Below are 22,612 nucleotides of genomic sequence, written 5' to 3' on the forward strand. Positions count from 1 at the left end.
GGCGTACGATTGAGTATTTGCACCAAGAAGAAGCCATGAACCTGCTCTATTCCAACGACCGGCGCGGCCTCTATCCGCCAAGCTGGTATGCGGCCACGGCGTCAACCCTGCCGGAATTTGCCCCCCTGCGCGGGCACGCCAAGGCCGATGTCTGCGTGGTCGGCGCGGGATATACCGGCCTCTCGGCGGCGCTGCATCTGGCGGAGGCTGGGTTTGACGTGGTGCTGCTCGAAGCGCAGCGCGTGGGCTTTGGTGCATCGGGGCGCAATGGCGGGCAATTGGGCAGCGGGCAGCGCATGGAGCAGACCGCACTCGAGCGGCTGGTGGGCGCGGATGATGCCGCGCATCTGTGGCGGCTGGCGGAAGAGGCCAAGGATCTGGTCAAGTCGCTGGTGGCGCGCCATGGCATCGACTGTTACCTCAAACCGGGCGTGGCGCATGCCTGTTTCTCCGCGCGGGAAATGGCGGCAGAGCATGCCTATGCCGATCATCTGGCCAATCGCTATGGGTATGATCAGATCGAAAAGCTGGATGCCGAGGGCTTTGCCGCGCTCTGCCCCTCGCCCGCCTATCACGGCGGCACGCTGGATATGGGGGCCGCGCATCTGCATCCTCTGGCCTATGCGCTTGGCCTTGCGCGCGCGGCGGCGGCGGCAGGGGTGCGTATCCACGAAGGATCAGCGGTGCATCAGATCACGCGCGGCCCCAAACTACGCGTGGCCACGGATGCGGGCGCGGTCGAGGCGGATCATCTCATTCTCGCCTGCAACGGCTATCTCGGCGGACTCGACCGCAAAGTCGCCGCGCGGGTGATGCCGATCAACAATTTCATCGTGGCGACAGAGCCCTTGGGCGATGACGCCGTCCGCGTTCTGACCAAGGATGTCGCAGTCGCGGATACCAAATTCGTGGTCAATTACTTTCGCCTCAGCCATGACAAGCGTCTGCTCTTTGGCGGCGGTGAAAGCTATGGCTATCGCTTTCCCAAGGATATTCGCGCCACCGTCCGCAAACCGATGCTCGAGATTTTCCCGCATTTACAGGATGTTGCGCTTGAGTATGCATGGGGCGGCACACTTGCGATCACGTTGCGGCGGATGCCCTATCTGGCGCGCCTTGCCCCCAATATCCTGACCGCCTCGGGCTATTCCGGACATGGGGTGGGCACCGCCACACATGCAGGACAGCTGATGGCCGAGGCCCTGCGCGGCGAGGCTTCAGGATTTGACTGCATGGCGCGGGTGCCTGCGCCGACCTTTCCGGGGGGCGCGGCGCTGCGCAGCCCGCTTCTGGTGCTGGCGATGACCTGGTTCTCGCTGCGCGACCGTCTGGGTCTCTGACACCGCCCATTTCAGCGTATTTTGGCCATTTGCCCCGCGGTCAGCGGGGTTTTCTTTGACAAACTGTCATAATTCACGCCTATATGTTCCGGAAAACCGAAATCTAACTTCAGGAAATCCGAAAACATGGTCCTTGCTCCCAATGTCTATGACGCGGAACCCATCCCCGAGGCCGCCCGTGCGGAAATCGACCGGATGCTGCAATCGGGCGATCTCTTCCGCTACACGGCCCCGGAGAACGCCCCGGTGACGCTGTTGGAACAGGAGTTTGCCGCATTGCTGGGCACGAAATATGCGCTGGCTGTGTCATCCTGTTCGGCGGCATTGTTCCTGTCGCTCAAGGCACTGGGCCTGCCGCGCGATGCGCGGGTGTTGATCCCCGGCTTCACCTTTGCTGCCGTGCCCTCTTCGGTGCTGCATGCCGATTGTCTGCCCGTGCTGTGCGAGGTGGGCGAGAATTACCGGATAGACATCGCGGACTTCACATCTCGACTGGATACGGTGCAGGCCGTGATCATCAGCCATATGCGCGGCCATACATCTGATATGGATGCCATCATGGACCTCTGCGACGCACGCGGCATTCCGGTGATCGAGGATGCGGCGCATTCGCTCGGCACGACCTGGGGCGGGCGCAACATCGGCACCATCGGCAAGATCGGCTGTTTCAGCTTTCAATCCTACAAGCTGGTCAATGCCGGTGAAGGCGGGATCATGGTCAGCGACGACGCCGATCTCATCGCCCGCGCGGTCATCATGTCCGGCGCCTATGAACACAACTGGGCCAAACACCTGAGCGCACCCGATGCAGAGCTTGAAGCAGCGTTCGCGCGCGCTCAGAACCAGCTTCCGCTCTATAATCTGCGGCTCAACAATCTGTCGGCGGCCATTATCCGTCCGCAATTGGCAGAGGTGGAGCGGCGCGTGCGCGACGGGCGGGCCAATCACGATTATGTCGCGGCGCGGCTCGATACCTCGCCTTGGATGAGCGTTCCCGCCAAACTCCCCCCCGAAGAGCGCGCCCCGGATTCGATCCAGTTCAATCTGGTGGGAATGACCGAAGAGGATACCCGCGCCTTTGCCCAGGCCGCGGCGGCGCGCGGCGTCAAGGTGCAGGTATTTGGCCTGAGCACCGACAATGCCCGCGCGTTCTGGAACTGGCGGTTCTTGCCCGGTGCGGCCCCGGTTCTGCCGCAGACTCGCGCCATGTTGATGCGCGCCTGCGACACCCGCCTGCCCGCGCGCCTGACCCGCGCCGATCTCGATCTGATCGCCGATGCGCTGGTTGTTGCGGCAGAGGATGTGATGGGCCGCGGCCGCGCCTACGGCACCTGATCCCGCCGTGAAAAAGGGCCGCCCACAGCGCGCGGACGGCCCTTATTCTTCTCTCACAGAAGTTTATTCGGCTTTGCCGGCTTCGATCGAAATCTGCACCTCGACCTCGTCGCTGACGAAGGGGGTGAATTTGTCCACACCGAAATCCGAACGAAGCAAGGTTGTGGTGGCGTCAAACCCGAGCCACGGCTTGTTGTTCATAGGGTGCGCATCCGCCTTTTGATTGAGGCGGGCATCCAGCACGACAGATTTGGTCACGCCGTTCATGGTCAAGTCGCCGGTAATATTCGCGGTCGTCTCTCCCGTAACTTCGATCCCGGTCGAGGTGAAGGTGACCATGTCACCCTCGCTTGCGCCAAAGAAATCCTCGGACATGAAATGCTCTTCGCGCTTTTCCCAGCCGGTGAACATCGACATCACGGGCATCGACACGTTGACCGAGGACGCAGCCGGGTCTTCGGCGTCGAACATGATCTCACCCTCAAAGCCGGAGAACATGCCATGGGTGGTGGAAAAGCCCAAGTGGTTGTAGGAAAACACAACCTGGCTGTGGCTCGGGTCCAGCTCGTATTTTTCAGGGGCTGCAACAGCGCCGGTCGCGGTGAGCGCAAGCGCCGTGGCGAGCAGGATATTCTTCATCGGAAACCTCCAGAGAGTGAAATGTGACTAACTTGGTCACATTTGGCACTCAGGATCCAAATCGCAATCCCGTAGATTCAAACAACCTCTGTGGATTGGCGAACACCTGCCGAAATAGGGTGTGATCCCTGCCCGGCTCAGGCCGGAAAGCCCAAGGCACGGCGCAGGGCCTTGGCCGTCGCACGATCTTCGATCTTCATCGCGACAATCTGACGACCGGCGGCATCGCGCGCCGTCAGCACCCGGTCGCGCATCGACAGTTCCGACAGCGTATCGAGATCATGGACCGCCACGCGCGCCGCCCGCCCACCCGCAACAGGGGCGATCACATGCAGGCGGCGGTTCATGACGTCGACCTGAATCTCGGGTCCTGTCTGAACCGAACGCGCGCGACTCAGGCACATCAGACCCGCAAAGAGCAACGTCACGAAGAACAGCAGCTTGATCATCATCATCGCGGCATCCTGCGACCCCGCCGAAACCAGCCAGAGGCCAAAGGCCGAGAAAATCAGCGCGCTGCCGCAGAGGGTCTGCGTGGCGCGACCAAGATCGAGGGCCGGGGCCTCTGCCTGCGCATGGCCAGTGGTCTCGTGATAATCGAACGGTGCATGGGTGAACTCGCGCTCAAAATCAGGCAGGGCAACCATGGTCATATTCCTCTTCACCTTGAACACGACAAACCTGCCTGCCAAATTGGTCCGCATTGCGGCAGGCTAGCGGCATTCTGCGGGCTGGATCAAAGCGCCTTGCGCCGCGTCGCGGGGCGATGTATACGCGCCCAATCTTTCGCAATCGTTATGAACCGCGCAGTCTCTCGTGGATGGGGCGCGAAAGACCCAAAGCCCGTCCTATGAAATGCGCCTTGATAGAAATGGAGTGAACATGCCGCTTTATGAGCATGTGATGATCGCGCGTCAGGACCTGTCCAGTGCGCAAGCCGAAGGCCTCATCGAACATTTTGGTGCCGTGCTGACCGAAAACGGTGGCACACTCGTCGAGCACGAGTATTGGGGCGTCAAGACGATGGCCTACAAGATCAACAAGAACCGCAAAGGCCACTATGCCTTTCTCAAGAGCGATGCGCCCTCGAGCGCCGTGCAAGAGATGGAGCGTCTGATGCGCCTGCATGACGACGTCATGCGCGTGCTGACCGTCAAGGTCGACGCGCATGAAGAAGGCCCCTCTGTCCAGATGCAGAAGCGTGACGAGCGTGGCGACCGTGGCGACCGCCCTGATCGCGGCGACCGTCCCGAGCGTGGTGACCGCCCCGAGCGTGGCGACCGCGCCGACCGTGGCGAACGCCGCGAACGTCGCTGATCCATCCCCTGAGACAAGGAGCATAAACCATGGCTACAAAACCGTTTTTCCGTCGCCGCAAGGTCTGTCCGTTCTCGGGCGATAGCGCGCCCAAGATCGACTACAAGGACACGCGCCTGCTGCAGCGCTACATTTCCGAGCGTGGCAAGATCGTGCCGTCGCGCATCACCGCCGTTTCGGCCAAGAAGCAGCGTGAACTCGCGCGCGCCATCAAGCGTGCCCGTTTCCTCGCCCTTCTGCCCTATGCCGTGAAATAAGGAGACCTCAGATGCAAGTGATCCTTCTTGAACGCGTTGCCAAGCTTGGCCAGATGGGCGATGTCGTCGACGTCAAGCCCGGCTTTGCCCGCAACTACCTGCTGCCGCAGGGCAAGGCGCTGTCGGCGTCGGAAAAGAACATTTCCGATTTCGCTGCCCGCAAGGCCCAGCTTGAGGCTCAGAACCTCGAGACCCGCAAGGAAGCCGAAGCGATGGCGGACAAGCTGAACGGTCAGCAGTTCATCGTCATTCGTCAGGCGTCTGACAGCGGCGCGCTCTATGGCTCGGTCAGCACCCGTGATGCGGCGGATGCCGCGACCGAGAATGGCTTTACCGTCGAGCGCAAGCAGGTTGCCCTGACCCGCCCGATCAAGGAACTTGGTCTGCATGACGTTCTCGTGACGCTGCACCCCGAGGTCGTGGCCACGGTTCAGTTGAACGTTGCACGCTCGGTCGAAGAAGCGGCCCTGCAAGCCTCTGGCAAATCCATCCAGGATGCTGCCGCCGAGGCTGATCAGGCTGCGGACTTTGAGATCGCCGAACTGTTCGACGATATCGGTGGCGCCGCAGGCGACGAGGACGATTATTCGGATCGTCGCGACAATAACGCCTAATAATACCAACTGTTCTGAAAATCGTGCCGCGCAGGCTTCTGCGCGGCACTGTTTTTTGACATCGCAGTCGACAACACGCGCCTTGCAGTGTTACGGTTGCCTTCAAGTTTGAGTTTTCCTATTCTTTGCGTGGTTTGTGTCCTTGTGGTTCTCGTGCCGTAACCCCACCGCAACGCTCGCTTCTGAAGTGAACTGTGGGGGCAAACAACTCCCCTGTCATCATATCACCTGGGTCTGCCCAACATGGAAAACCCGACTATCCGGAGCCTGACTACACACTGCCACCAACGGCACCACTCTCCTGGAACCAGGGGGATTGGAATCCGCCGTAATGGCGCAGGCACCTGCTGGTTGACGGGCCATTCCTTTGTTTCGGTGGCCCTGCCCACCAGCCCGCCCTGCCGGAACAAGGGGGCGCGCTAAATGGCGCAGACCGATCCATTCCGACAGTTTCTCGACGATCTGCGCAACAGATTCGAACTTGATCATGTGGCCTATGCCGGGATGAACCCGATCAGCGGCGCCTCGCATGGGCATATGACCTATGGCGCGGACTGGACCTCTCACTATCTCCAGAACAAGTACTACGAGATTGACCCGACCCTTCTCAAGGCTCGCCACAGCATCGCTCCGGTGGACTGGAACAGGCTGGAACGTGGGGCCGAATTTCAAACCATCTTCAGGGCCGCCCGTGATTTCGGCATCTCGGATCGGGGCCTGACCATTCCCATTCACGGCCCCTATGGCGATGTCGGTGGTCTCAGCATCAATCGCGATTGTTCCGAGCGTGAATGGCATTTGCTCATTTCAGGGATCATTGGCGACCTTCAGGCCGCCGCCGTGCATATGCACGATATGGTGATTCAATCCGATCCCCTCACCCGCATGCTTAATTCGCCGTCCCTTTCGACTCGCGAGATCGAAATCCTGCAATGGACCGCAGCGGGCAAATCCCAACAGGACATCGGTGATATATTGTCGATCTCCCATCGGACAGTGGAAGTACATCTGCGCTCTGCCCGTCAGAAGCTGAATGCGCTGTCCACGCCGCAGGCCATTGGCCGCGCAATCAACCTCGGTTTGATCTATCCGCGTTGAGCGGGTCAGGCGATTGGGCAGTTGTGTAAAATTCTCCGCATTTCCAAGGAGGTTATCACGCTTTGGTGAGCGATCGTGCGCGGCGATACGGGATTTCCCCAATAGTATAACGCCCCAATTTTACTAACCTCTGGATTGCGAAAAGCACCACTCAGACGGGACACGCCACTTTTGGGGAGACGACACGATGATCTTGGTAATTGATGCCATAAACAAAGACAGGTTCGGCCATGTGCTGGACGAGATGTTCAAATTGCGCGCACGGGTCTTTGGGGATCGGCTCGGCTGGCAGGTTGAAGTGAAGGACGGTCGCGAGCGGGACCTGTTCGATGACCTGAACCCTGCTTATGCCGTGGGCCTCGACGATGAAGGAAATGTCGTATCCTGCGTGCGGGCCTTGCAGACCACGGGACCGCATATGTTGGCGGACGTTTTCTCCGATATTCTCGACGGCGAACCGCCGCTGCGCAGCGCCACATTGTGGGAATCGACCCGGTTCTGCGTGGACACGCGCCGCCTTGGGCGCGGACGTGATCGCAATTCGGTCTCATACGCCACCTGCGAGCTGATGATCGCATCGCTGGAAGCCGCCAAGCGTGCCGGTGTATCCGACATCGTGACGGTGATCGACCCGGTGATGGACCGGGTTCTGAAACGCTCGGGCAATGCGCCATATGACTATGTCGGCAAGGTGGCCGACATGGGCAAGGTGCCCGCCCTCGCCGCCCTGCTGGATTGCACGGAGGAGCGGATCAATCGCATCCGCGACTTTGGCGGAGTTGAGGGTGACGTTTTTATCAGCGATGAGGCCGCTCTGGCCCTTCCGGCGATTGCCCGCGCTGCTGCTCCCAAAACACCGCTTGAGCAGTATTGCGACGAGCAGATTGCCTCTGCCACCTCGGAAAAAGAGCGCGTCGCCGCTCTGCGCCTCAAGGCCGCACTCGAGGACAAGATTCGTTCGCGCATGGATCTACGCGCCTGACCCCCAGGGGCGCGCAATCGTGACCGGCGATCGGCACTGTCGCCCATGTCACATGCGCTCGAACGAAAAGGGCCGCCCCACTTCTCCCCGGGGCGGCCCTTCATTTTTCGGCAGGTTGCCCGACGATCACTCGTCGTTCATCGCCTCGATCGCCTTTTCCAGCTCTTCCTTGGACAGCTCTTTTTCAGTCACCTCGGCCAATTCGACCACATAGTCGATGACCTTGTCCTCGAAGATCGGCGCGCGCAATTGCTGACGCATTTGCGGGTTCTTCTGCACGAATTCGAAGAACTCCCGCTCGTGGCCCGGATACTGGCGCGCCTGGTTCATCACCGCTTGCGTCATTTCGGCATCCGAGACCTGAACCTCGGCCTTTTGACCCAGGTCCGCCAGCAAGAGCCCAAGACGCACGCGGCGCTCGGCCAGCTTGGTGTGCTCTTCGGTCACGTCGATCTCGGGGTGATCGTGGCCGTGAACGTCCGGGTTTTCCTCGTGCCAGAGCTGATGCGCGATCTGCTTGGCCTCGGTTTCGACCATCGTCGGCGGCAGTTCAAAACTGACCTTCTCATCCAGCTGATCCAGAACATGACGCTTGAGGATCGCACGTGCGGCCCCGGCATATTCCATTTCCAGACGCTCAGCGATCTGCGTCTTGAGCCCGGCCAGATCCTCCGCACCATATTTCTGCGCCAACTCATCGTTGATCTCGGCGGCCACCGGCTCTTTCACGGCTTTCACGGTGCAATCGAACACGGCTTCTTTGCCGGCAAGATGCGCAGCCTGATATTGCTCGGGGAAGGTCACGGTCACGGCTTTGACCTCTTCGACCTTGACGCCGACAAGCTGCTCTTCAAAACCGGGGATAAAGCTGCCCGAGCCCAGAACCAACGGATAATCCTCGGCACTGCCACCGTCAAAGGCTTCGCCATCGACCTTGCCAACAAAGTCGATCACAACCTGATCGCCATCCTTGGACTTGGAGCCCTTCTTGCGGTCCTTGAAATCCTGAGCATTCTCGGCAAGATTCTTGAGCGCTTCGTCAACGGCCGCGTCGTCGGCCTTGGCGACCAGACGCTCCAGCTTGATCGACTTGAGGTCCACATCGGGGATCGCGGGCAGAGCCTCATAGCTCAGCACGATCTCGACATCGTCGCCCTCTTTCCATTCCTGATTGGCCATCTTGACGTCAGGCTCGAACGCCGGACGTTCGCCCTTGGCCTCGAAATGCGCCTTCATCGCGTCATCGACGCTCTCTTGCATGGCTTCGCCCAGCACGCGCTGGCCAAACTGCTTTTTCAAGAGCGGGAGCGGCACCTTGCCCTTGCGGAACCCCTTGATCTCGATATCCGGCTGGGCCTCCTTGAGCTTGGCGTTTACCTTTTCGTCCAGATCCTTGGCCGACAAGATCATCTTGTAGCCGCGCTTCAGCCCTTCGTTCAGGGTCTCGGTGACCTGCATTTTCGTCCTCTCACATGCATCGGGCCGCGGAGGCGTCCGCGGCGGTCAAAATCACGCGTGTTCTATTGAGGCCCCCGCCAACGTGCAAGGGGAAACCGGCGTTCTTACGCCAGTCTGTTGGTGCGGGTGGAGGGACTTGAACCCCCACGCCTTGCGGCGCCAGAACCTAAATCTGGTGCGTCTACCAATTTCGCCACACCCGCATCCGTTGCACGCCCTTTCAGGCTGCTGGCGCGGTATCTAGCAAAGCGCCTCACCGGATGCGAGGGGAAAATTAAGCACCGGCCGACAGGATCATGGCGAAAAAAAGGCAGGACATTAACCCATTATTGCCATATTCTGGTTGCAAAACGAGGCAGAAAACAAGCGAGACACGCCATGAAACCGAAAACGGTCGGGCGGTCAGATGGCGGATTGGCCATCTTTCCCCCTGTGGACACATGCGGCCTCTTGGCCGACAGCATCATTCTCACCCTTGACGGTGAGCGGCGCGTGACAGATCTCAACGTGGGGGATCGTGTGATTACCCGCGACAGCGGCATGGCGGTTTTGCGCGGGATCACCCGGCATCGGGTGCGCTCGGCAGCGGTGCGGATCATGGCCGGAACCCTTGGACATACGCGGCCCGAACGCGATGTGACCCTGCCCGCCGCACAACTTCTTTTGGTGCGCGACTGGCGGGCCAAGGCACTGTTTGGCAATGCGCAGGCGTTGGTTCCCGCTTCGCGACTTGTGGATGGTGAATTTGTGACGCTTGAGGCGGCGCAGGAAATGACCATCTTCAGCCTCGATTTCGCAACGCCCCACATCCTCTATGTCGACGGGCTGGAACTGGCCAGCAACCCCGACATGCGGCTTGATGCCTGCGCTGCCTGATCCGGCAACGCGCGCAGCACTTTGGGCAGCACCTCGGGCAGGTCTTCGGCAATCAGACCGGGACCAAATACGCGGGCACATTCGACATGCAGCCAGGCCGCGATTTCGGCGGCCTGCATCGGGGCATACCCGCGCGCCAATAGCCCCGCGATAAACCCGGCCAACACATCGCCCGCGCCCGCCGTGGCCAGCCAGGGTGCCTCACGCTCATAGGCCGCCGGGTGGATGGCGCACTCCCCGTCCGGAGCCGCAATCACCGTGTCAGGACCTTTGAAAAGGACAACACAATCTGCACGCTTGGCCGCCTCACGGGTGGCATTGACCTTGGAATAGGCGGGCCCAGTTTCGGGCGGGCCTTGAAGTTTCTTGGCAAGATCGGGAAAGAGCCGCGCGAACTCCCCCGCATGAGGTGTCAGCACGCAGGCCGGATGTAACAGCGCAAAGAGGTCAGCATCGCGTGCAATCAACGTCAGCGCATCCGCATCCAACACCAGTGCCCGACCACTCTGCAACGCCGCCCTGAGCAAGCCCGCCTTGTCATCGCTCAGCCCCATTCCCGGCCCAAGACAGAGCACGTTGATGCGCGTATCCTCAAGAACAGAGACCAAATCCGTATCATCCCTGACCCGCCGCAGCATCAGTGCGGTGATCTGGCACGCCACCTCCATCTGCGCGGCGGGTGGAACGCCCAGTGTCACCACCCCTGCCCCGATCCGGAGCGCCGCGCGCGCCGCCAAACGCGCCGCGCCGGTTGTGCCCGCACCGCCTGTCAGGACAAGCGCGTGACCATGGCCGTATTTATGCGCCCCGACCGCTTTGCCGAGGTTCTGCATATCCGGTGCCGCGACCAGCCTGACCGCGCCCGCAGCCGTTGCCGCAAGGCCGATGTCCGCAATCCGAACCCGCCCACAGATCGCAGGCCCATCCGCCAGCACATGACCCAACTTGGGCGCATGAAATGTCACCGTAAGCGCCGCGCGCATGGCGGCCCCAACCTCACCCAACACACGCCCGCTGTCGCCACACAGCCCCGAGGGCAGGTCCACCGCGACCCGGTGCTCTGCCCAAAGATCCAAGGCCCGCAGCGCCACGCCTTGCAGCGGCCGCCGCAGACCGGTGCCGAACACTGCATCGACCAACAACGTCACTTTTGGCCCTTCGACAGAGGCCTGCGCCAGATCGTGCACAGGCCCCATGGCGCACCAACGATCATAATTCATCCGCGCGTCCGGCGGGAGCAGCGCCGGGTCTCCATATAGAAAAACCCCCACCTCCCATCCCCAGCCCTGCAAGAGCCGCGCGATGACAAAGCCGTCGCCGCCATTGTTGCCCGGACCACAAAGGACAATCGCCTTTTGCGGCGCCTTGGCCAGTTCGGGCCACTCGGCAAACACCGCGTCGACCACGGCCCGACCTGCGCGCTCCATCAATTCAAGCCCTGTGGCGGCCCCCGACTCGATAGCCGTCTGTTCCAGGGCGCGCATTTCGGCGGATGACAAAATTTCAAACATTCCCGGCCCTTCTGGATTTTCATATCGCTGCATTATTACGCATTTTGCACATTATTTAAGCAATCCGTTCGTTCACCCCCTCGAACGCGCCGCAAAATCGAGCTTACCCGATTGAGCCTCGTCCTGAGAAGTGGTCTGCACGTTCCGAACGTAACCGCGGGAGGCCGAGCCGATGAAAAAGATCGAAGCGATCATCAAACCCTTCAAACTCGACGAGGTGAAGGAGGCGCTTCAGGAAGCTGGCATCCAGGGTCTGTCTGTCATCGAGGTCAAGGGGTTTGGCCGCCAGAAGGGCCATACCGAGCTGTATCGCGGTGCCGAATATGTGGTCGATTTTCTGCCCAAGGTAAAGATCGACGTCGTTCTCGATGACGATCAGGTGGACGCAGCCATCGCAGCCATCATCGACGCGGCCAAAACCGACAAGATCGGCGACGGCAAGATCTTTGTCAGCCCCGTTGAACAAGCCATTCGCATCCGCACCGGTGAATCCGGTTCGGACGCGCTCTGAAATCTACTCTAACAAGAAAAGGACAAGAGAATGAGCAAGGACGCAGTTCTCAAGCTGATCAAGGATGAGGACATTGATTATGTCGACATCCGCTTTACCGACGTGCGCGGCAAACTTCAGCATGTGACCGTGGTCGCCGACCTGGTCGATGAGGATTTCCTCGAGGAAGGCTTCATGTTCGACGGCTCTTCGATTGCCGGCTGGAAGTCGATCGAAGCCTCGGACATGAAACTGATGCCCGACACCGAAAGCGCCTATGTCGATCCGTTCTACGCGGAAAAGACCCTCTGCATCCATTGCTCGGTGGTCGAGCCCGACACCGGCGAATCCTATGACCGCGACCCGCGCGGCACGGCAGAAAAGGCCGAGGCCTATCTGAAATCCTCCGGGATCGGCGATGTCGCCTATTTTGGCCCCGAGGCAGAATTCTTCATCTTTGACGACGTGCGGTTCTCGAACACGATCAACAAGGTCTCATATCAGGTGGACGCCGTTGACGCCTCCTGGAACAGCGATACCGAATACGAGATGGGCAACACCGGTCATCGCCCCGGCCTCAAGGGCGGCTATTTCCCCGTGAACCCGGTGGACGATGCACAGGACCTGCGCGCTGAAATGCTCTCGACCATGAAGCGCATCGGCATGAAGGTGGACAAGCATCACCACGAAGTCGCAAGCTGCCAGCACGAACTCGGCCTGATTTTCGGCACGCTGACCAAGCAGGCTGACGAAATCCAGAAGTACAAGTACATCATTCACAACGTGGCGCATGCCTATGGCAAATCGGCCACCTTCATGCCCAAGCCGATCTATGGCGACAACGGGTCGGGCATGCACGTGAACATGTCGATCTGGAAAGACGGCAAGCCGCTCTTTGCCGGTGACAAATATGCCGACCTCAGCCAGGAGGCGCTCTATTTCATCGGCGGCATTCTCAAGCATGCCAAGACGCTGAACGCCTTTACCAACCCCGGCACCAACAGCTACAAGCGGTTGATCCCCGGTTTCGAGGCCCCCGTTCTGCGCGCCTATTCGGCCCGTAACCGGTCGGGTTGCGTGCGTATTCCGTGGACCGAAAGCCCGAAGGCCAAGCGCGTCGAGGCCCGTTTCCCCGATCCGAGCGCAAACCCCTATCTGGCGTTCTCGGCCCTGCTGATGGCTGGCCTCGATGGGATCAAGTCCAAGATCGACCCCGGCGAAGCCATGGACAAGAACCTCTATGACCTGCCCGCCGAGGAACTGAAGGACATTCCGACTGTCTGCGGTAGCCTGCGCGAAGCGCTGGAATGCCTGGCGGCGGACCACGATTTCCTTCTGGCTGGCGACGTGTTCACCAAGGACCAGATCGAGGCCTACATCGCTCTCAAGATGGATGAGGTCCACAAATACGAGCACACGCCGCACCCTGTCGAGTTCGGCATGTACTACAGCTGCTGATCTCTCAACGTGCAGCTGCAAATTCAGGGCATCCCATCTGGGGTGCCCTTTTTTCACGAACAGTTCACCGTTGCGTGATCGGCATCAATGTCACGATAATTGAAGAATTGCCCAAATTAATCCGCATTTGAAACAAATACGCTCCACCTTTGATTGTCATTAAGAGATTACTCACAACGTAGATAATGGAATCTCCCATGGCCAATTCCACACAAAGGGTAACGGCGGGGCTAGTTTTTCTCGGTACGAGAAACTTCGACATCGTCAGGATCGGAAACCGGATCAGCATAGTCCTCGACTGGTTGGGCGAGCAGACGACAGGCTTGCGCATCCTCTCCGATAACGCCGCGCTCCTACAGTCCGATCACTTTGTTCTCAGGATCGAGATCCATCAGGATTACAGGCTGGCCGCGTTGGATCAGCCCGCTGAACATTTTCTTGCGTTAAGCCTGTCGCCCACCGACCCAGAGGCACCGCCCCAGACGCAACTGGCCCTTTCGATACTCGCCCATGTTCTGCGCGCGCTGCACAGCACGCTGGCCCCGGATTATGTGCAGTGGATTCACCCGCTGGCCCTGCTCAGCCATGCCGAATTTCTTGAGGCCATCACCTTTCAGGAAGAACCCGAGGTGCCCGCGCCCCAGGCTGAGATCGTGTCTCATCCCGCAGCGACTCCAGCGCGCGGTCGTTTGCCAGACATCGATGCGACCCATCAGGCGCTACACGCGCGATTTGTGTCAGAGAGCGACGCAATGCCAGAGGACCGGATGACAGGTGCCTTGCGCGCGGTTTTTCGGGACAATCTCGAACCGGCAGATGCCGCCGCGTCCCAGTCTGACGACATCCGCGAGAGCACGGCCCCCCTGCGCCTCAGTGTCTGGCTAATGACGATCACGCTTGGCCTCTTTGCCCTGCCGGTTGCCGCTGCTCTTGCGGTCATCAATCTGATGCGCGGCGAGAACCTGCGACTTGCTTCTCAGACGGCGGCGATGACCGGATTTTTCCTGACCTTGCAGGTGAATGGGGCCACAGCGCAGGCTCTGCAAACCGTGCAGGGCCTGTTGGGATGACGGGAAACAAAAAATTCCCCGCTAGGGTGGACTTGTGGCGCGCGCGTGGCGCGTTACACTCTATCCAAAAGGTATTTCACGGGAGATTGTGATGTTCACGTCGACGATGCGTCGCCTCCAGCCCTTTGCCATGGCCCTTGGCTTTGGCCTTTTGGCCAACAGCGCGCTGGCCGCAACCTGCGGCAACAGCGCTGAGGGGTTCTCCAGCTGGAAGGCCGCCTTTGCCAGAGAGGCTGCCGCCGAAGGTGTCGGCCAAAGAGGGCTCGAGGCCTTGGCAGGGGCGCAGTATGCAAGCGGCACCATCGCGGCGGATCGCAACCAAAAAAGCTTCAAATACAGTCTCGAGAAGTTCATGCAGGTGCGCGGCGCCACCACCATCGTGGCCCAGGGCCGCAAGCGTCGCGCGCGGGATGCCGCCTTTTACGACGCATTGGAGCGACAGTATGGCGTGCCCGCCGGTGTGCTCATCGCCATTCACGGGATGGAGACCGGCTTTGGCGGGTTCATGGGGGATAGCGCTGTGGTGTCGGCCATTGTCACGCTGACCTATGATTGCCGCCGCTCTGAGTTCTTTCGGCCTCATGCCCTTGGTGCGCTCAAGCTTGTGGATCAGGGGGCTATCACCGCTCAGACCAAAGGGGCAAAGCACGGCGAGTTGGGACATACGCAATTCTTGCCGGGAAATGCCCTCAGATATGGGGTTGATGCCAATGGCGACGGGCGCGTGGATTTCTACAATCTTACCGACGCGCTGGCCTCGACCGCGAACTTCTTGCGCCAGAAGGGCTGGCAACCGGGACAAGGGTATCAGGAAGGTCAGCCAAATTTCGCTGTGATCCAGCAGTGGAACGCCGCCAGTGTTTATCAAAAGGCGATTGCCCTCATGGGCGCGCAAATCGACGGGGGCTGACGGGTAATCCTCCGCTCTCCTCTACAGGTAACGTGCCAAGTATGTCCGGTTTCATCTGAACCCTCTCAAAAGAACGGGGCATGAAATGAGCAGACAGAGTTACGGCCAGATCGCCGCGCTGGAGTTCTTCGAACCTCCGGGAATGGATTTTCCCGACATTGTCGAGGAATTCGACATCGCGTCTCAGCGTCTTGCGCCTCAGCTGCGCCGCCTGACATGGGACGGTGAGGATATTGCCCTCATCGACCGTGACGCGGTGCGTATCGCGCTTGGCTGGCTTCCGGGCCAAAGCCACGATGGCCCAAGTTATCTGGTGCTGGCCGTCGGACCGCGCAACTCCAAGCGCAACATTCCGCTTGATCCCGAAGCCTATGAAATGCTGACTCGGCGCCTGGTCGAACGGGTACGCGGCTATCTGCACTTTGACGCGGTTCTGCATGGGGCCGCAAACCGTCCCATCAGCAGTGCGCTTGTCGACATGACATTCGACCTTTTGTCCGGTTGCGCCAACGAAGCCACAGAGCGCCGTCGACAGACGCCACGCAGGCGCCCATCCAGGCCCCGCCGTGAAAAGGACACAGGCCAGAGCTCTGCGCGTCCCAAGTATACCATTCCCGAGGACGCAGTGGACGCACAGTTGGCAATTCCGGAAGCCTCATTGCCGATGCGTCTGACGATTGTCACCTTTGGCCTCACGCTCTTTTTGCATGTGCCACCGCTTGGCGCGGCGCTCTTGACCTATACCACCCTGCGCGAGGCACAGCCGCTTCTGACCTGAGCCACCGGGCACACCCGTTCCGCGGGTTACTGCCCGGACGGACGGGCCAGAACATAGGTGTGAATCGAAAAAACGCAGGCCCGCGTTTGCGGCAGGCGCAGCACGCATTGCCGCTCGCTGCGAAGATAGGGATAGGCGGCGTTCGCACTGGGTTGCACGCGCGATCGGGGCTGATGCAACGTCGGACTGGCATAGCGCAGCGCGTTGAACCGCCAGAGCGGCCGCCCCACCTGCACCCCGTCAAAGAGCCGCTGCACCCGGCGCGCAAGAGCATCATCATAAGCTTTGACCGGAACATGAATGGTGGTCAGCGGACGACCAATCTTGTCCGCCAGATGCCAACTCGCCGGAAAGCACAGGACGGCCGCGGTCAACACATGCTCGTCGCCGCGCCGCTCCATGAGGCAAAGATCCTCTTGCACCAGATGGCCCAGGGTTCCCATCGGGTCCGTCCTGTCGATGGGAACGATCACACCATCGGGGCGCTGCACCTGATTTGCGGAAATGCCATAGCCTTGGCCGTGGTCCCACAGCCAGTCCAGCACAAATTGCAAAAGCTCTGCTGCCGCCGGGCCAGCGCCCTCTGTGATCGCCACCACCTCGGCGCGCTGCTCGGACAAGAGCCGGGCACGTTCGGCCATCTGCCCCGCAAAGGCCTCGTCAACCTGCAACCAGTCGGCCATCAAGAGCGGGGAAATACCCGGCAAGGCATGCCGACCCTCCGGATCATAGGGTAATCGTGTCTGAAGAATCTCTGTCATACGGCAAACTTAGCCAAGCGCCCGTGCCGCCGCATCCGCAAAATCGTCGACACGGCGATAGAGTGTCTCCATCCGGTAATCCTTGCGCGGTCCACGCACGCGCCATGTGACCCTAAAGGCGGGCCAATCGACAAAATCGTACTGCCCGTCATACTGATCCGGATCGCACCAATGCGCGGTCGGCCCGCCATGGGGCGGAACGTTATGAAAAAAGCGCCCATCCTCAAACCAGACCGATAGATCCGCAGACCACAGATACCGCCGCTCGGCCAAGAAACGCGCGCCCTCTGCCAACACCATCTCGCCGGTCTCATGATAGGCCAAACCGTTTGGATCAGGCCGCCAGACCGCGCGCCCGGTGAAACAGGCACCCGTACCATCCGCGTGTTGGATGGTTCGCTCAAGCGTCCAGACGCCTGTAAAATCATCGAGGGTGACGGTGTGTGCCATGCTCCATTCCCTGCGGCAGTCCTGTGCGATTCGCAAGCGACGCGGCATGATTGGCCCAGAGGGCAATGGACGTCACCATCCAAGCGGCATAGGATCGCCGGGAAAGGCAGGAGAGGCCATGAGCACGGCAAAGGATACGGTTCTCAACCCGCAAGCGACACCGGGCGAGCGAATTCTTCTTGCGCAGTTGCATCAGGTGCAACGCGCGCTCGAACAGTCCTATGCCGACCGGCGAGAGCAAGAGGCGGAAACCGCCGCCTGTGCCCAGAGGATCCAGGCGCTCGAGACCGAATTGGCGCAGGTCAAGGCGCATCTCAGTGCCGTTCTGGACTCGCGCAGTTGGCGCATCACGGCGCCCCTGAGGCGTCTGTTCGAACGGTAAATAGCGCTTGATCAGATCAGCGCAGATAGGTTTCGCATCAGCGCCTGCGCCAGACGGTCGTATTCCGCACAGAGAAAAGACGGCGTGTTGAACAGCGCCGCCATACGCGCCTGTGCCTCGCAATACGCGGACAAGGCCTGCGCGTCGGCGGTATATCCGGCCATCTGCTCTGCCGCCGCCTCTGGTGTGAGACCGTCGAGGTTGACAAACGCCCCTTGCGGCAAGAGGTCGTGAATCCGGTGATCCGCTCCCGCGACATAGAGCGGCATGGCCCCAATCGCGAGACCATCAAAGATCTTCTCCGTGATATAAGAGCGGTGATACGTGTTCTCGACGGCGGACAGCACGGCGCAGCGCCCCCGCAGATCAAGGTATTTCTCAAGATGCCAATCCGGCAGGGTCTGCCGGCGCGGCAGCTCATTCCAGCCTGACCCCATCCGCAGCAACCGCTCGCCGCTGCAGGCCAGGGCCAGACGTGTCCGCCAACGCCCCAGGCCGTAAAATCCTGCTTCGGGATAGGCCGCATCAAAGCGCGGCTCGTTCCGGTATTCGGCGACAAAGGCCAGATCCCACCTCGCCCCGGCGAACCTCTCCATCCAATCCCGCTGAGACAGGCGCGCATTCTCTGCGAACCAGCAACCATAGCGCGTGGGATAGGCGTAATCCGTCAGAAGGAAATAAGGAATCCGCTCGAAATCGTAGATGTCTGACGTCACATGATTGAGATAGACATAGGGCAACGGCCCTGCCTCGGCATCAAAAACCTGCGCGCGGGTGATCGGATCCTTGGCCCAGACACAATCCCACAGCGGCTCTTCCGACAAGAGCACAACACGCTGATGCGCGCCCAGGCGCGACACCACCGTTTCGGCATGGCGCTCGAGATCCTTGGTATGAGCAAGCAGGATTATATCAGCCGCATCAAACGCGTCCGTGACCGTCACCAGTGGCATGCAGGCCCGGCGGATGGGATCATAGGCAAAGGGCTGCCGGTGCGCGTAATCGCCAAAAGGATGCACCTTGATCGTCAATACCCGCCCTTTGGCCCTGTTGAACTGGCATATACGATAGCTATCGTCTTGAACCGGCGCAATGTCGATCCGGGCTTCCAGTTCCGATCAGGAGAGTGGCAACCAGAGCCGCCCAGTTGGTTCGTCACCATCATCCGACTTGCAGGGCTGACAACCCGCAACGCCTGTCTCAGCGAATCAATTCGATGCGGGCCCCATCGAATTGGGCCACAACCCCAAGGGTCTCTTCGCGCGGTATCAGGGCAAGAGCAGTTGAGAGACCATCCGCGACGGCGGCACTCGGTGCCGAAACAGTGACGATGGAGTGGCAGGGCGTGTTCCCTATGGGGGACACAACCTGTCCACCGCCGCCGGGGCGAAACCCGCCAAACGGTCGCGTTGTGGCCACGGCACGGTTGCGCAGCGTGACGTGATCCTCATACGCCCCGTCCGTGGCAAAGATCCGCGCCTGCCACGGCCTGCGCAAGGGGCACTGGCCAATACCTTGCAACTCACCAATATCGAGCATCACGTCGGTCAGGCCGTGGGCGCGCAAGAGATCGGCAATCCTGTCGTTGATATACCCTTGAGCGATGCCATTGAGCGTCAGCGACATGCCTTCGACTGCAAAAGAGATTTCACGCGGGTCGATGCGGACCTTGTCCCAGCCGATCAACCCGAAAACCTTAGCGCGTGCGCGTCCAAATGCTCCGGCTTCAAGCAGAGGCAGGACCGTGGGGTCAAAAACACCGCCCGATGCGTGGTACAGCTTGTCCGCCAGAACAAGCACGTCGAGCAATTCGGTAGCGGGCGCGACCAAACGGCCAGCGCGGTTAAGCCGGACCAGGGAACTGTCGGGGCGAAAGAGGCTGAAAATCTGTTCAAGACGCTCTAACTCGGCCTCAAGCGCCGCGAAGACAGGACGCGCCGCATCTTGAGAGAGGCCCGCAACGGCAAGACGCGCCGGGGCCCCCATGGCACGGCCCTGCCAATGGGCGCTCTGCGCAGCCAAGGCGGTAGACGGAACCGCAAGCGCGGCGGCGGTCATGCTGAGAAAGCGGCGGCGGGTCGTTGTCATGGTATTCTCTTTTAATAATAACTGTCGGAGCAAGACCCTCGCAAGACATACCAAACCCCGCACCACTCGTGACACCCGCGAAGCGAAAACCGACCTAGGTCCCAATTTGACCCTAGGTGCATTGCCGGTGGTGAAACTTGATCAAGATCAAGTTTTGAGGCGCAGAGGCAAAAAAGATGACCCTGAAACGTCCTTTTTGCACGTGCAGCATGCACAGGGCTACCTGAAGTTGGTCAAACGCCGCCGCAAAGACAGAGCCAAGCCGATTCCCATCGCCGCCCCCAGCCCATCCGCCGCGAAATCCGCCCATTCCGCACTTCGGCCAACACTCGGCTGCACGATCTCGATCAGGCCCCCATAGGCCAGAGCCAACGCGAAAATCAGAGGCCAGCGGCGCGGCTGCGCAAGGGTCATCGGGATGACCAGACCGGCAAAAGCCAGCAGATGCGCCACCTTGTCCAGCCCAAGAAGTGCCGAATGCCCCCCAGTGGAGGGCATCAGAGCGGCAATGCCGATCACAAGCGTCAAGAGGGCTGTCAGAATTCTTGGCATTCCTGCGCTTACTCCGGCCACCCTGCCCCTTCAAGGGCGCGTGTCAGAAATCGAACAGATCTTCGAGAAAGCCACCGCGCTTTTTGCGGGGACGGTCCCCGTGAGCGTGGTGATCGCGCGCGCCCTGCACCGGTGCCGCTGTCACAACAGCCGAGGCCGAGCGGTCGATGATCTTGTCCAGCTCGCCCCGATCCAGCCAGACACCCCGACATTGCGGGCAATAGTCGATCTCAACCCCGGCGCGCTCCGCCAGAACCAGTTGCGTGCCGTCAATCGGGCATTGCATGGGCGCTCTCCTCTTGTTGCCATATGAGGCATGTGGGGTCGCGCCAGCAACGGCGCAACCCAAAGCCCACAGTCATGGCACCTCAGCGGATCACATGCACCGCGCAGGGCGCATGGCGCACCACTTTGGCCGCGGTCGAGCCAAGCAAGAGGTCCTGCATGCCGGGCCGATGGCTGGCAATCACAATGCAGTCGGGTTCATGGGCTTCTGCCCAATCAAGGATGGTGCGGCCTGAATGCCCCTCGACCACATGCGCCGAAGCATTGGGCAAGGTAGAGGCAATCTCGGCCAACTCTGCCTCGACTGCCTTGCGCGCCTCGTTCGCATAGCCCTGCGGCAAATACGAAATGGCATAGCTCGGCACCTGCTCGATGACATGCAACAGGCTGATGCGGCCTGTCTCGCCCGCAAGGAGCTGTGCTGCGCGCAGTGCGCCTTTGGAATCGCGATCTTGGTCGAATGACACGGGAACCAGAATATGAGCGTACATGGCCTGTCCTTTTCTGTTGACTACGCTCACCATCCGTCAGCCGGCCGCGTTCTGCCATGATCCAGATCAGCCCGGGTTCACTTCTGCATGTCGCGGACCTGCGCTGCGATCTGCGCCGCCCAATCTCCGATGATGGGAAGAAACTCGATCTGGCTCAGTGCCCAGATGATGACAGACAAAAGCACTGTCGCCCCCAGCACCGTCCCAAGCCCCGCGGCAAGGCCGCGGGCCAGATTGAAGGCCAACATGCGCGGAAATGAATTATGAACACGGATGAAGCGATGCGCGTTAAGCCGCTGAACCTCGCGACGCAGCGCCGCCACCTCGCGCGTCAATTCGTCGGTCGGCGCGTTGTCTTGCGTCATCCGAAGGTCGCCACCACGTCATACATCACCGGCTCGAAACCCTTGCACAGCGCGCTGATTTCACGGTTGCGGGCGCGCATTTCGTCCGAGCGCAGCATCGCCTGGAAATCCCCACGCGCCCGCCATTGCGAGTAATTGGCAATGCGGGTCTGGGCATCATTGACATGCAAACCCGCGGCAATGAAGCCCGGCTGATGCGAGATGAAGTCGCGATAGGCGGCCGTCAGCAGATCCATCAGATCCTGACAGGTGCCCGGCGTCACCTCGAAGGTGGTGAGCACGGTCTGGTGATCGGTGTTGGTGGTGATGTGGGGCATGGGCAACCTCCTTTTTCAGCCAAGCCTAGCATGCGCCCGTCCTCCGGTAAATTCCCGGGCCGTCTTAACCTGCGCTTTACCCTTTTTAACGAGGGTTAACGCGGAGGTAACGATGCGGTTGATCCTGCTTCTTGCTGTCTTGATACTGCCATTGCTGAACGGCATGGCAGAGGCAGGCGCGTGGCCGCGGGCCAAGGGGCAAACCTTTCTGGCAACAACGGGACAGGTCGATGCGCCAGACGACACTGGCCTCAGACGGCAGAGTTTTACACTCTACGCCGAATATGGTGCAACGGAGCGCTTGACCTTGGGCCTCGATGTGGGGGGCGATGCGCTACGAATGACCAAGGCGATCGCCTTTGCCCGCTGGCCCATCGGTCGACCCGCGCAGAAGGTCAAGATCGCGGTTGAAATGGGCTTGGGTCAAGTGTCCGAGGTCAACGCGCTACGTCCCGGCCTGTCGCTGGGACGGGGCCTGACGCTCTGGAAGCGCCAGGGTTGGGCGGCGTTCGACGGGCGGGCGGTGGTCTTTGGCGGCGATCAGGTGACACTCGAAAGCGACCTCACCTTTGGTCTCGACATCACCGCGCGTGGCAAGGTGATGGCACAAGTGCAAACCGGCAGACCCGCTGCGGGGCGGGCCTATGCACGGTTTGCACCGTCCTATGTGTATGCAGTCAGACCTGGCGCGCATCTGGAATTCGGTGTGATCCTGCCACTTTCGGGTGGCGGCGAGCGCGGGGTCAAGCTGGGTCTCTGGCGGTCGTTCTGACGCGTCACCAAAGACC

Annotated in this window: 28 protein-coding genes and 1 tRNA gene; 15 read left to right on the plus strand and 14 right to left on the minus strand. The window is 60.6% G+C overall.

Going from position 1 to position 22,612, the window contains the following annotated elements; translation table 11 throughout:
- Positions 1-35: 35 nt before the first annotated feature.
- On the plus strand, positions 36-1,340 hold the full coding sequence (locus tag MVC20_RS02055; RefSeq protein WP_297537943.1) for an FAD-binding oxidoreductase: 1,305 nt from the start codon (positions 36-38) through the stop codon (positions 1,338-1,340).
- 126 nt (positions 1,341-1,466) lie between these two features.
- Positions 1,467-2,675, plus strand: a complete 1,209-nt coding sequence (locus tag MVC20_RS02060; RefSeq protein WP_297537944.1) for an aminotransferase class I/II-fold pyridoxal phosphate-dependent enzyme — start codon at positions 1,467-1,469, stop codon at positions 2,673-2,675.
- 63 nt (positions 2,676-2,738) lie between these two features.
- Here MVC20_RS02060 and MVC20_RS02065 read toward each other — a convergent pair whose 3' ends face one another.
- On the minus strand, positions 2,739-3,314 hold the full coding sequence (locus MVC20_RS02065) for a YceI family protein (RefSeq protein ID WP_297537946.1): 576 nt from the start codon (positions 3,312-3,314) through the stop codon (positions 2,739-2,741).
- 137 nt (positions 3,315-3,451) lie between these two features.
- Entirely contained in the window at positions 3,452-3,967 is a 516-nt protein-coding gene (locus MVC20_RS02070) for a hypothetical protein (protein WP_297537949.1), read from the minus strand.
- Positions 3,968-4,196: 229 nt separating this feature from the next.
- Here MVC20_RS02070 and rpsF point away from each other — a divergent pair, with 229 nt between their 5' ends.
- The 5 genes from rpsF (at position 4,197) to MVC20_RS02095 (ending at position 7,582) form a co-directional block, all read left to right on the plus strand.
- A complete protein-coding gene (rpsF, locus tag MVC20_RS02075) occupies positions 4,197-4,631 on the plus strand; it encodes a 30S ribosomal protein S6 (RefSeq protein WP_297537951.1) in 435 nt (144 codons plus the stop codon).
- A 29-nt stretch (positions 4,632-4,660) separates the two neighbouring features.
- Positions 4,661-4,888, plus strand: a complete 228-nt coding sequence (rpsR, locus tag MVC20_RS02080) for a 30S ribosomal protein S18 (protein WP_008282293.1) — start codon at positions 4,661-4,663, stop codon at positions 4,886-4,888.
- 11 nt (positions 4,889-4,899) lie between these two features.
- Complete coding sequence (rplI, locus tag MVC20_RS02085) at positions 4,900-5,502, plus strand: 50S ribosomal protein L9 (RefSeq protein WP_297537955.1); 603 nt, start codon at positions 4,900-4,902, stop codon at positions 5,500-5,502.
- A gap of 423 nt (positions 5,503-5,925) precedes the next feature.
- Complete coding sequence (locus MVC20_RS02090) at positions 5,926-6,600, plus strand: LuxR family transcriptional regulator (protein WP_297537957.1); 675 nt, start codon at positions 5,926-5,928, stop codon at positions 6,598-6,600.
- A 187-nt stretch (positions 6,601-6,787) separates the two neighbouring features.
- Positions 6,788-7,582: an acyl-homoserine-lactone synthase gene (locus MVC20_RS02095; RefSeq protein ID WP_297537959.1), complete on the plus strand. Its 795-nt coding sequence runs from the start codon at positions 6,788-6,790 to the stop codon at positions 7,580-7,582.
- A gap of 126 nt (positions 7,583-7,708) precedes the next feature.
- On the opposite strand, the gene tig is transcribed toward MVC20_RS02095, so the two are convergent.
- Together tig and MVC20_RS02105 are read right to left on the minus strand one after the other, a co-directional pair.
- Positions 7,709-9,040 (minus strand): trigger factor, encoded by a 1,332-nt coding sequence (tig, locus tag MVC20_RS02100; protein WP_297537961.1) that lies wholly within the window; start codon positions 9,038-9,040, stop codon positions 7,709-7,711.
- 118 nt (positions 9,041-9,158) lie between these two features.
- A tRNA-Leu gene (locus MVC20_RS02105) sits at positions 9,159-9,243 on the minus strand.
- A gap of 175 nt (positions 9,244-9,418) precedes the next feature.
- Between MVC20_RS02105 and MVC20_RS02110 the strand changes: the two genes are divergently transcribed.
- Positions 9,419-9,916 (plus strand): Hint domain-containing protein, encoded by a 498-nt coding sequence (locus MVC20_RS02110; RefSeq protein WP_297537962.1) that lies wholly within the window; start codon positions 9,419-9,421, stop codon positions 9,914-9,916.
- Here MVC20_RS02110 and MVC20_RS02115 read toward each other — a convergent pair.
- Positions 9,853-11,427, minus strand: coding sequence for an NAD(P)H-hydrate dehydratase (locus tag MVC20_RS02115; RefSeq protein ID WP_297537964.1), 1,575 nt, complete (start codon positions 11,425-11,427; stop codon positions 9,853-9,855). The genes MVC20_RS02110 and MVC20_RS02115 overlap by 64 nt on opposite strands.
- Positions 11,428-11,599: 172 nt before the next feature.
- On the opposite strand from MVC20_RS02115, the gene MVC20_RS02120 reads away from it, so the two are divergent.
- The 5 genes from MVC20_RS02120 (at position 11,600) to MVC20_RS02140 (ending at position 16,133) form a co-directional block, all read left to right on the plus strand.
- Entirely contained in the window at positions 11,600-11,938 is a 339-nt protein-coding gene (locus tag MVC20_RS02120) for a P-II family nitrogen regulator (protein ID WP_008282302.1), read from the plus strand.
- A 30-nt stretch (positions 11,939-11,968) separates the two neighbouring features.
- Positions 11,969-13,375 (plus strand): type I glutamate--ammonia ligase, encoded by a 1,407-nt coding sequence (gene glnA / locus MVC20_RS02125; protein WP_037269546.1) that lies wholly within the window; start codon positions 11,969-11,971, stop codon positions 13,373-13,375.
- Positions 13,376-13,572: 197 nt separating this feature from the next.
- Entirely contained in the window at positions 13,573-14,445 is an 873-nt protein-coding gene (locus MVC20_RS02130; RefSeq protein ID WP_297537969.1) for a hypothetical protein, read from the plus strand.
- A gap of 130 nt (positions 14,446-14,575) precedes the next feature.
- Entirely contained in the window at positions 14,576-15,355 is a 780-nt protein-coding gene (locus MVC20_RS02135) for a lytic transglycosylase domain-containing protein (RefSeq protein ID WP_297538090.1), read from the plus strand.
- 85 nt (positions 15,356-15,440) lie between these two features.
- Positions 15,441-16,133, plus strand: coding sequence for a hypothetical protein (locus tag MVC20_RS02140; RefSeq protein ID WP_297537971.1), 693 nt, complete (start codon positions 15,441-15,443; stop codon positions 16,131-16,133).
- 26 nt (positions 16,134-16,159) lie between these two features.
- Here MVC20_RS02140 and MVC20_RS02145 read toward each other — a convergent pair whose 3' ends face one another.
- Positions 16,160-16,894, minus strand: a complete 735-nt coding sequence (locus MVC20_RS02145; RefSeq protein ID WP_297537974.1) for a DUF3445 domain-containing protein — start codon at positions 16,892-16,894, stop codon at positions 16,160-16,162.
- A gap of 9 nt (positions 16,895-16,903) precedes the next feature.
- Positions 16,904-17,344 carry a DUF6314 family protein gene (locus MVC20_RS02150; RefSeq protein ID WP_297537976.1) on the minus strand — a complete coding sequence of 147 codons (441 nt, stop codon included), beginning with the start codon at positions 17,342-17,344 and terminating at the stop codon, positions 16,904-16,906.
- Between the two features lie 118 nt (positions 17,345-17,462).
- On the opposite strand from MVC20_RS02150, the gene MVC20_RS02155 reads away from it, so the two are divergent.
- Complete coding sequence (locus MVC20_RS02155; RefSeq protein ID WP_297537978.1) at positions 17,463-17,726, plus strand: hypothetical protein; 264 nt, start codon at positions 17,463-17,465, stop codon at positions 17,724-17,726.
- 11 nt (positions 17,727-17,737) lie between these two features.
- Here the strand turns inward: MVC20_RS02155 and MVC20_RS02160 are convergent, their stop codons facing one another.
- The 7 genes from MVC20_RS02160 to MVC20_RS02190 form a co-directional block, all read right to left on the minus strand.
- On the minus strand, positions 17,738-18,757 hold the full coding sequence (locus MVC20_RS02160) for a glycosyltransferase family 10 (protein WP_297537980.1): 1,020 nt from the start codon (positions 18,755-18,757) through the stop codon (positions 17,738-17,740).
- A 169-nt stretch (positions 18,758-18,926) separates the two neighbouring features.
- The gene (locus MVC20_RS02165) at positions 18,927-19,814 is read right to left on the minus strand and encodes an FAD:protein FMN transferase (protein ID WP_297537982.1); all 888 of its coding nucleotides are present in this window, start codon (positions 19,812-19,814) and stop codon (positions 18,927-18,929) included.
- Between the two features lie 219 nt (positions 19,815-20,033).
- Positions 20,034-20,366, minus strand: a complete 333-nt coding sequence (locus MVC20_RS02170) for a VanZ family protein (RefSeq protein ID WP_297537984.1) — start codon at positions 20,364-20,366, stop codon at positions 20,034-20,036.
- Positions 20,367-20,409: 43 nt separating this feature from the next.
- Entirely contained in the window at positions 20,410-20,652 is a 243-nt protein-coding gene (locus MVC20_RS02175) for a zf-TFIIB domain-containing protein (protein ID WP_297537986.1), read from the minus strand.
- An 82-nt stretch (positions 20,653-20,734) separates the two neighbouring features.
- Positions 20,735-21,142, minus strand: a complete 408-nt coding sequence (locus MVC20_RS02180; protein WP_297537988.1) for a universal stress protein — start codon at positions 21,140-21,142, stop codon at positions 20,735-20,737.
- Between the two features lie 77 nt (positions 21,143-21,219).
- Complete coding sequence (locus MVC20_RS02185) at positions 21,220-21,507, minus strand: DUF5665 domain-containing protein (protein ID WP_297537990.1); 288 nt, start codon at positions 21,505-21,507, stop codon at positions 21,220-21,222.
- Positions 21,504-21,824: an antibiotic biosynthesis monooxygenase family protein gene (locus tag MVC20_RS02190; RefSeq protein ID WP_297537992.1), complete on the minus strand. Its 321-nt coding sequence runs from the start codon at positions 21,822-21,824 to the stop codon at positions 21,504-21,506. Before MVC20_RS02190 ends, MVC20_RS02185 begins: the two co-directional genes overlap by 4 nt.
- Positions 21,825-21,936: 112 nt before the next feature.
- On the opposite strand from MVC20_RS02190, the gene MVC20_RS02195 reads away from it, so the two are divergent.
- On the plus strand, positions 21,937-22,596 hold the full coding sequence (locus MVC20_RS02195; RefSeq protein ID WP_297537994.1) for a hypothetical protein: 660 nt from the start codon (positions 21,937-21,939) through the stop codon (positions 22,594-22,596).
- Positions 22,597-22,612 lie beyond the last annotated feature (16 nt).

Source organism: Roseovarius sp. (assembly GCF_027019125.1).
Taxonomy (GTDB): Bacteria; Pseudomonadota; Alphaproteobacteria; order Rhodobacterales; family Rhodobacteraceae; genus Roseovarius.